General features: G+C 72.0%; 7 protein-coding genes. All 7 read left to right on the top strand.

Annotated features, from left to right (window positions below; all coding sequences use genetic code 11):
• Positions 1-896: 896 nt before the first annotated feature.
• The 7 genes from IE264_RS36055 (at position 897) to IE264_RS36025 (ending at position 8,083) form a co-directional block, all read left to right on the top strand.
• Complete coding sequence (locus tag IE264_RS36055; RefSeq protein ID WP_229887962.1) at positions 897-1,676, top strand: hypothetical protein; 780 nt, start codon at positions 897-899, stop codon at positions 1,674-1,676.
• A 38-nt stretch (positions 1,677-1,714) separates the two neighbouring features.
• A complete protein-coding gene (locus tag IE264_RS36050) occupies positions 1,715-2,176 on the top strand; it encodes a hypothetical protein (RefSeq protein ID WP_032758882.1) in 462 nt (153 codons plus the stop codon).
• The gene (locus IE264_RS36045; RefSeq protein WP_106973128.1) at positions 2,173-3,366 is read left to right on the top strand and encodes a hypothetical protein; all 1,194 of its coding nucleotides are present in this window, start codon (positions 2,173-2,175) and stop codon (positions 3,364-3,366) included. Before IE264_RS36050 ends, IE264_RS36045 begins: the two co-directional genes overlap by 4 nt.
• Before the next feature lie 17 nt (positions 3,367-3,383).
• Positions 3,384-4,652, top strand: coding sequence for an MFS transporter (locus IE264_RS36040; protein WP_051821928.1), 1,269 nt, complete (start codon positions 3,384-3,386; stop codon positions 4,650-4,652).
• 54 nt (positions 4,653-4,706) lie between these two features.
• Positions 4,707-4,958 carry a hypothetical protein gene (locus IE264_RS36035; protein ID WP_190167878.1) on the top strand — a complete coding sequence of 84 codons (252 nt, stop codon included), beginning with the start codon at positions 4,707-4,709 and terminating at the stop codon, positions 4,956-4,958.
• A 240-nt stretch (positions 4,959-5,198) separates the two neighbouring features.
• Positions 5,199-6,287, top strand: coding sequence for an AAA family ATPase (locus IE264_RS36030; RefSeq protein WP_190167877.1), 1,089 nt, complete (start codon positions 5,199-5,201; stop codon positions 6,285-6,287).
• Positions 6,284-8,083, top strand: a complete 1,800-nt coding sequence (locus tag IE264_RS36025) for a vWA domain-containing protein (protein ID WP_032758885.1) — start codon at positions 6,284-6,286, stop codon at positions 8,081-8,083. The genes IE264_RS36030 and IE264_RS36025 overlap by 4 nt, the downstream gene beginning before the upstream one ends.
• The last annotated feature ends 21 nt before the right edge of the window (positions 8,084-8,104 follow it).

Genomic DNA, 8,104 nt, shown 5'->3' with positions numbered 1-8,104 from the left:
CCAGCATCGCCTGCACCCTCATCTGCTACCGCAGACTCGCCAAATGAGATGACCTCTAAGCAAAGCCTCCCGTTGGCTGGACAGCACAGCCCGTGTCGGGCAGCGCCCGTCAACGGCACCCCCACGCGTCCGCGCCTCTCGTGCTGTCAGCACAATTCCAGCCCGACGCCGATGACCGGCGGCAACCACGCGCGTCCTGTAGCACCACCCTCCACTCATCCACCCGACACCGCAGGTCTCTGCCCCTATGAGAGTCCCCGACTCGTTCCGAGAAGGCCGGTGCCTATTCACCGCCCTCCGGCAGTGTCGGCCCGCTCGGCATTGGTGGGGTGAACGGCGGCGGAGATCGCGGCCATCACGTGTACGCGCGAAGGGTGGTTGACGCCGGCCGCATTGCCCATCACGGCGGCGCAACATAGCCGGGATTCGCCGGTTAGCAAAACCGGCCTATCTCGCGATGATTTATGGATTCCCCCCACCAGAAGGAGGACAACACGCCTGCCCCGAACCGCTCCGATCACCACGGCATGACGCCGACACCAAATGCGGAGCACACCAAGGAAATGAGCCATGGCTGAGGCGCAGATCATCCTGGCGAACGCCCGGGAGTCCGGGATCGTGGCCATCGCCCAAGGGAAGGAGCACAAGCGGGCGCGCACCGCCCTCGCGGAGACCGGCTTCCGTCGCGACGACGACGGCGTCTACCACCTGCCCGTGGACGGCACCGAGACCATGGTGGCCGACCTGGTGGCGTGCGCGAAGCGGCATCGCGTCACCGTGCACACGAGTGGCCGCAGGTTCATCGGCGACGCCGCCCGTGACCTCGCGAGCCAACTGCCCGGCCGTTGGCGCACCTCCGTACAGATCTACTCCCCCCCTCCTGGCAGGAGGACCTGGTGCCCTGGATCTGGGACAGCGGCGAACTCGGCCGCGCCATCCAGAGCGAACGGATCCCCTACGCCGCCACACTCCGCGACGCGGAGCACGGCACCACACTGGTATTCGTCGAACGCCCCGGCCATGAACGGGGCTACCTGGTAGGCGCCTTCGCCCCGGAAGCGCTCGAAGAGGGCTACGCCGATCCGCACGCGCCACGCAGCGTCGTCGTGCCGCCGCTGTCCGGACGGGCGGCCCGAGCCATCACCGACCGGTTCCTGCCCGCCTACGAGCAGGCCGTCCACGCGCGCCGCATGGCGGTCATCGCCGCTGCTCTCGAAAGTATCCACGCTGATTACGGTGGCTGGCAGGCCGTGATGGCCTCCGGCCGCTCCAGCAACGCCACCCCTCTTAGCGCCGCCGCGCTCGGCGCCGCGTCCGAGGAATTCCTCGACAACTCCTGGCGTAGCTTCCTCACCGTCGTCGACCATGCGCAGCCTCTGATGGTCCGATGCCGTCCCGCCAGCAGCCCGTGGCCCACCGACGCCGAGACGCTGTCCCGGCTGGCCGACGGCGTGGTCGCGGCCGAGGGCCTGGGCGTTGAGGTTTCCCTCGGAGGTTTCGTGACGCCACGGGAGCGCCGTGCACGGGCATGGCCAGCCATTGAGACCTGGCTTGCCGGAGGCGAGACCTTCCTGCGCCAGGCCCGACTGAGCGCGCCCCACCGCCGCCCGGCCCTCCCCGTCTCCGCGCCGATCCGATCCCTTTCTGCTGGCCACTGCGTTGGCCGCAGCCTCTGATCGCTCCATTCCGACAAAGTGAGGAGAATCCCGCCCCCTTGCAACCCGGCACCCATTTCGCCTTCGGTGACCACGAGGAACACGGCCTCGTCGCCTCCTACACCGCCACCATGCCCGCACACCTCGCCCACTGGTACCTGGAGCGCGAAACGTTCGAGCCCGTCCCCGGTGAACCAGGGCTGTACCGGCTCAGCGAGCCCGAGCGCGACGGTCCCCGCCGCGTTCGACAAGCCGTCCACGATCTTCGCCGCCAGGGCTTCACCGTGCAGGCCGACATCCGCCTCGACCCGGCCCGCTCCGCCCGACCGACCCGCCCGGTCCGGCCGAACGGACTCGCGGAGCGCCGCACCCGTCTCGCCCAGGCTGCCGTCGGCGCAACGACTCAGCGTCGCGCCACCCCACCTACGACCTCCGCTCCAGCCGCCCGGCCCGTACCGCCGAAGCCCGTTTACACGCCGACCGTGCACCTGACGGCAACGGGCGGCGGGCGGTCCCGATGACACCGACCAGCAGTCCGACCCCCGGAAGCCGCGGGCCCCGCGCCGCCGAGCTTTCCAACGGAGCCAGCAACTTCACGCTCCGCATGTCGGTGATCGGTTGCGAGACCGACGTCGCGCTCGACCGGACGCGTGATCGCTACGGCCGTACCGTCCACCCAGCCGCCGCGGAGGCCGCACGGGCCCACCGCAACAGGTCCGCGGTGGAGGCGTACCGCACCCACCTCGCCCCGCACGCCGAGGCACTCCTCGACGTCGCCCGCCTCGTGCTCGGCGAACTGCCACCGGCCCAGCACCTTGCGGGGTGGCAAGCCGTCCTCGACGGCCTGCACGCGTCCACCGTCGAGATCCGCCGGATCCTCGAACGGCCGGCTGACTCCGGCTCCGAGGACGGGCGCGCTCAGCACGCCGCCCTGTGGCCTCACCTCACCGTCTGGGCGGACCACGGCTATATCGCGAGCAGCCTGGCCGACCAACGTGAGGGCGGTCAGCACCAGACGCGTCCGCTGGCCGAAGAGGAACGGCAGAGGTGGACCGAGATGGCCGCGGCGGCGCAGCGACGCGGTGCGCTGGAGCTGATCGAGTCGTGGTACGCAGCCGACGGGCAGCCGATCACCCTCGCCTACCTGGTTGAAGACGACGAGTCGATAGTGGTCGCGCTGCGCGGCGATCCGGGGGCACCCGGCTGGCAGGTGATCGGGCACTACGAACACGAGTACGAGGTGGGCAAGGATTTGCCCGCTCCCGTCCCGCCCGGCGTCCTGCGCCCGGACTTCTCCCGGCACAACCGCCGTCCACCGGCACCGGAGATGTCCCTGCAGGACCTCCTGCGCGATGTCGTCGAAGGCCGCAGTGCCGGTGACGCGTCGAACGCTCTCCTCGGCGCCGTCCAGCGCGGTTGCGCAGCCGGTCCCATGGTCCGGCTGCAGGAACTCGTCGAGACAAGCGCCCAGTTCGCCAGCGCCCTGGAGACCGTACAAGGGCGGCAGGTCGCCGGCCGGCTCTCCGCGCTGAGCCGCCAGATCGAGTTCCTCACCCGCGAAGTCCACGAGGCGGCCGAGGACCTCGGCGCGACCGTCGCCGTCCTGCCCCCGCACCGCACCCCCGTCCTGCGCGTGCGCCCGCGCCCCTCCGTGGACACCTCGCCCCCCGTACCGCCGCCCCTCGCCGGTACGCCCGCCCGCCACCGCTAAGCCCCAGAGAGCACCCGTTGTCCCTGACCGCACCCCCGGCCCCGGCCCCGCGCATCACGTACGGCGCGGTGCTGGGCAGCCCGTACGTCGCCCGCCTCCTCGGCGGCACCCTCATCGGCCGGCTCCCCAACGGCATGGCCCCCGTAGCCATCCTCTTGTGGGCCACCGCGAGCGGCAGCAGCATCGCCTTCGGCGGGCTGCTCAGCGCCCTGTACGGGCTGGCTTCCGCGCTCGCCCAGCCGGTCAAGGGATTCGTCATGGACCGCCACGGCCAGGGCGCGGTGCACCTGCCGGCCGCCCTGCTCAACTCGGCCCTCCTGGTGGCCTTGCCCCTGGCCGGGCCGTACGGCGGACCCGGTCTGGCCACGGCGCTCGTCGTCGGCGGCGGTCTGACCGCGCCGCCCCTGGAGGCCGGGCTGCGGGCACTGTGGCCGAGCGTGCTGCCCGACCCCCGGCTGCGGCACGCCGCGCTCGCGCTCGACACCGGCACGCAGGGCCTGCTGTACATCGTCGGACCCCTGCTCGTCGCCGCGCTCTCCTCCGCGTACAACCCCGCCGTCGCACTCGCCGTCACCGCGGCCCTGGGCTTGGTCGGCACCGCCGCGGTCGCCCTCGCGGCGCCGTCACGGCGCTGGCGCCCCGAACGGTCCGCGGACCGGGGCGCTGTCCCGGTACGGCGGCTGGCCGCCCCCGCCGTGACGCTGCTGTTCGTCTCGCTCACCGGTATCGGCTTCGCGATCGGCGCGATGAACGTGTGGTCGGTCTCCATGGCCGAGCACTACGAGCAGGACATGCTCGCGGGCGTGATCCCCGCCGTGTTCTCCGCCGGCAGCTTCGTCGGCGGCCTCATCTACGGACGCCGCGCCTGGTCGGGCACCGCCACCAGACGGCTGATCGTGGCCACCGCCGCGTTCCTGGGCGGGTGGCTCCCGCTTCTCGCTCTCCCGGCCCCGTACGCGGCCATCGCCGCGGTCGCCGTTCCCGGTGTGTTCCTGACCATCGTGGTCGCCTGCGCCTACGTCACCACCGACTCCCTCGCCCCCGCGGGCCGTACGACCGAGTCGTACGCGTGGCTGATCCTCTCGATCGGCGCCGGACAGTCCGCCGGTACCGCCCTCGCCGGACGTCTTGCCGAGCAGCCGCTCGCCAGCGCGGCACTCCCCGCGGCCGGCGCAGTTTTCGCCCTCGCCGTCCTTCTTGCCGCGCGCCGGCGTCTGAGCCCGACCGGACACCTGCAGCGCGGCCGTCACCGCCGCCCGCTCCGGGGCAGGCACAAGACGCCTTGATCACGGGCGTCAACACCCCGCCGTTTTCCCTCCAGCACCGATAGGAGATCCGCCTTGCCCGAAGCACCAGCAGAGCAGCCGTTCACGGCGATCCGGCACGCCGTCACCGGCGAGGTCACCACCACCGGCTACAACGCAGCGGCGCTGCGCATCCTGCTCCAGGACGGCTTCGAGGCGGCGCCCAGCTGCGCCTGCCGAGCGATGGAACCCGGTACGGAGCGGACGCATGAGGCTGCTCGGGGGCCAGCGAACTGCTCGTCGTCGGCCACCCCGTGCACTTGGACCGAGCCCTCGGTGGGCCGGTGAGCGCCGACGGTACGCCCCGGTGGGTCATGTCGCCGTTGTCGGCACAGTCCGTGATCCGCTCCGGCAGCGTCCAGCCTCTCCAGCCCATCGTCAACCCCGCCCGTACCTGTTGAAGAGGCACTCGTTTTGACCACACCCGCAACACCTACCAGTCCAGCGCGAACCAGGGGCGGCGAACTGCGGGCCAAAGTCGCCCGCCTGCTTGCCCACCAGCCGGCGGACACGCTCACCATCGGGGAGATGGCCAGGCAGCTGGGCCACTCGCATGGCGCGGTCCGCAACGCCGCCCTCACCCTGGTGCGACGCGGCGAGGCCGACCAAAGCGGGCGCGGTCAACCGGAGTTCCGCGCGAACGCGAAAACCGCCGCAGCCGCGCAGACCGCTGTGATCAGCCCACCGGGCACGCACGCTCCCCGCGCCCAGGCCGCCGCGGCTCGCACGACCATTACCGCCGCAGCCACGCCCCGGCAGACCGGCCCAATCCGCCGCGCGGGGGGCCAGCTCTACCACCCGAGGGAGCTGGCAGATTTGCCCGACGTCGAAGCGCTGAACCGCCTGCGCGACGCCGACGTGCCGGTGCTGCTCTACGGCCCTCCGGGCACCGGCAAGACGTCGTTGGTCGAGGCGGCGTTCCCTGACTTGCTCACCGTCGCCGGTGACGGCGACACCACGGTCGGCGACCTGATCGGCGAGTACACGCAGGCCGACAGCGGAGGCTACGCCTTTCAGTACGGTCCGCTGGTCACCGCGATGACCGAGGGCCGCGCCCTGCTGATCGACGATGCCACCTTGATCTCACCGATGGTCTTGGCGGCGCTGTATCCCGCGATGGACGGGCGCCGGCAGATCCAGGTCAAGGCCCACCGGGGCGAGACGATCAAGGCCGAGCCGGGCTTCTACGTGGTGGCGGGCCACAATCCGGGCGTACACGGTGCCGTTCTGACGGAGGCGCTGTCGTCGCGGTTCAGCGTGCAGATCCAGATTGGCACGGACTATGACCTCGCCACGGCGCTGAGGATCGATGCCCGGGTCGTCCGGGTCGCCCGGCACCTCGCCCACCAGGTCGACCTCGGCGAGCTGGGCTGGGCCCCCCAGCTGCGGGAGCTGCTGAGCTATCAGAAGACCGAAGCCGTCCTCGGCACCAAGGCCGCGCTCGCGAACCTCGTCGGCATCGCCCCTGTGGAGGATCGCGACGCCGTCGCCGCCGCCATCATCAAGACTGTCGGCGTCACGAAGATCGCGCCCCTCACCCTCGGCAAGCAGCTCCCCGCCTCAGCCCGGCAGCCCCCGGGTAGCACCGTCTCCGCACACCGGGGCCGCTCGCGATGAGCGCCCACCACCACGTCCAGGCCCCCGCCACCACACCGGACGACGACGCCGACCTCGCACGCTGGGACGACGACGGCGCCCCGCCCGCGCAACCCCGCTCCTCCCCGCAGGCGTGGCTGCGTGTGGGAGCCGAACTCGGCGACCGCCTGGTCGCCCTCTCCGGCCGCCAGGACCTCCTCGTCACCTGCCGCCCCGGCACACGCAGCGGCGCACCGGCCGCCTATTTCCCCAACCTGGGCGAGATCGAGATCGACAGCCGTTTGTTCGCCCCGCTCCAGCCCCACGAAATCCATCCGCGGATCGTGGGCGACGAGGAGCGGTACCCGGCCGCCTGGGGAGTGGTCGTCCACGAGGCCGCGCACGCGGCCCACTCCGTCTGGACACCGCCCGCCGGAGCGGACCCCCGAGTCGTCGAGGCCGCGCTCCTGCTGGAGGAAAGCCGTGTCGAAGGCGCGCACCTGATCACGCGGCCCACGGACCGCACGTACCTGCGCACCAGTGCCCGCACCCTGGTCATGCCCGACATCGCCCACCCCACCCTCCAGGGCATCGAGCACGCCGCCGGCGTGGCGGCCCTGATCCTCGGCCGCCGTGACGTCGGCATCCTGGACGCCGGCGAGACCCGGGCCGTCGCCGATCTGTGCGGAAAGGTGCTGGGCGCACCCCTGCTGGCCACCCTCACCCGCATCTGGACCGCAGCCCACCAATGCGCCGATCACGACGCCACGACCATGCTCGCGCACGGTCAACGGTGGTGCGACGCCCTGGACGCCGCGGCCCCCGCCCTGCCCGTGCCGGCAAATTTGGCCGATCTGCTGTCCGGTGCCGTGGTGGTCGTCATGGACAGCATGGCCGCCGCCGACGCCGCCGACCTCGCGGCACAGGACGCAGCGACCAACGCCATAGCCACCCGGGCAAGGGCGCAGGGCAGCGACCGCGCCCAGCAGGCCAGTCGGCGACGCCAGGCCGCCGCCACCGCGAAGTCCGTATTCAACTCCGGCGGCGGCACCGTCAACCCCGACGGCACACCGGCGCCCTACAGCACCCCGGTCACCGGCACCCGCAGGCCCACCGCCGCCGAGCAGAGTGCCGCCGCGCGCCTGAGCCGCGCCCTGCGTGCCGCCGGCTACCGCGAGCGGACCGAGGAGCGGTCCACCAGCCCCACCCCGCCCGGACGCCTCAACATGCGCGCGGCCCTCGCCCGCGACGCCCAGCGCGCCGCCGGATCGATTCCCGTCGCGGAACCGTTCACCCGCACCCGGCGCCGTAGCTCTCCCACCCCGCCGTTGCGGGTGGGGATCGCGGTGGACGTCTCCGGCTCCATGCGTGCCGCCTGCGCGCCCGTCGCGTCCGCTGCCTGGATCGTGGCTCGCGCAGCAGCCCTGACCGACCCCGACTCGCGCACGGCCACCATCGCCTACGACACTCATCTCACCGCACTGAACCGGCCCACGCACCGGGCACCGGAGCGTGTGACGAACTTCGTTGCCAACGGCAGCAGTCACAACCTCGCCAACGCCCTGGACGCGCTCGACCACGGCCTCGAACTCAGCCGTCCCGGCACCGGCCGCCTCCTTGTGATCGTCACCGACGCCATCTACACCGCCGACGAAACCGCTGCGGCCGTCACCCGCGTCAAGCGGCTCGCGACCGCCGGGTGCGCCGTACTCCAGCTCACCCTCACCGCGGAGTCCCGCCACTTGCCGGGGACCACCCTGCTGCACCTCCCCCGGCCCTCCAGCGCTCCCGCCGCCATCGCCAAGGCGGCCACGGACGCCATCCGCAGGACACGTTGAGACGACGCAAAAGACAGAAAG

It is taken from the genome of Streptomyces microflavus, assembly GCF_014650075.1.
Taxonomy (GTDB): domain Bacteria; phylum Actinomycetota; class Actinomycetes; order Streptomycetales; family Streptomycetaceae; genus Streptomyces; species Streptomyces microflavus.
The sequence above is the reverse complement of the archived record's forward strand: the minus strand, read 5'-3'. Positions and strand labels throughout refer to the sequence as shown.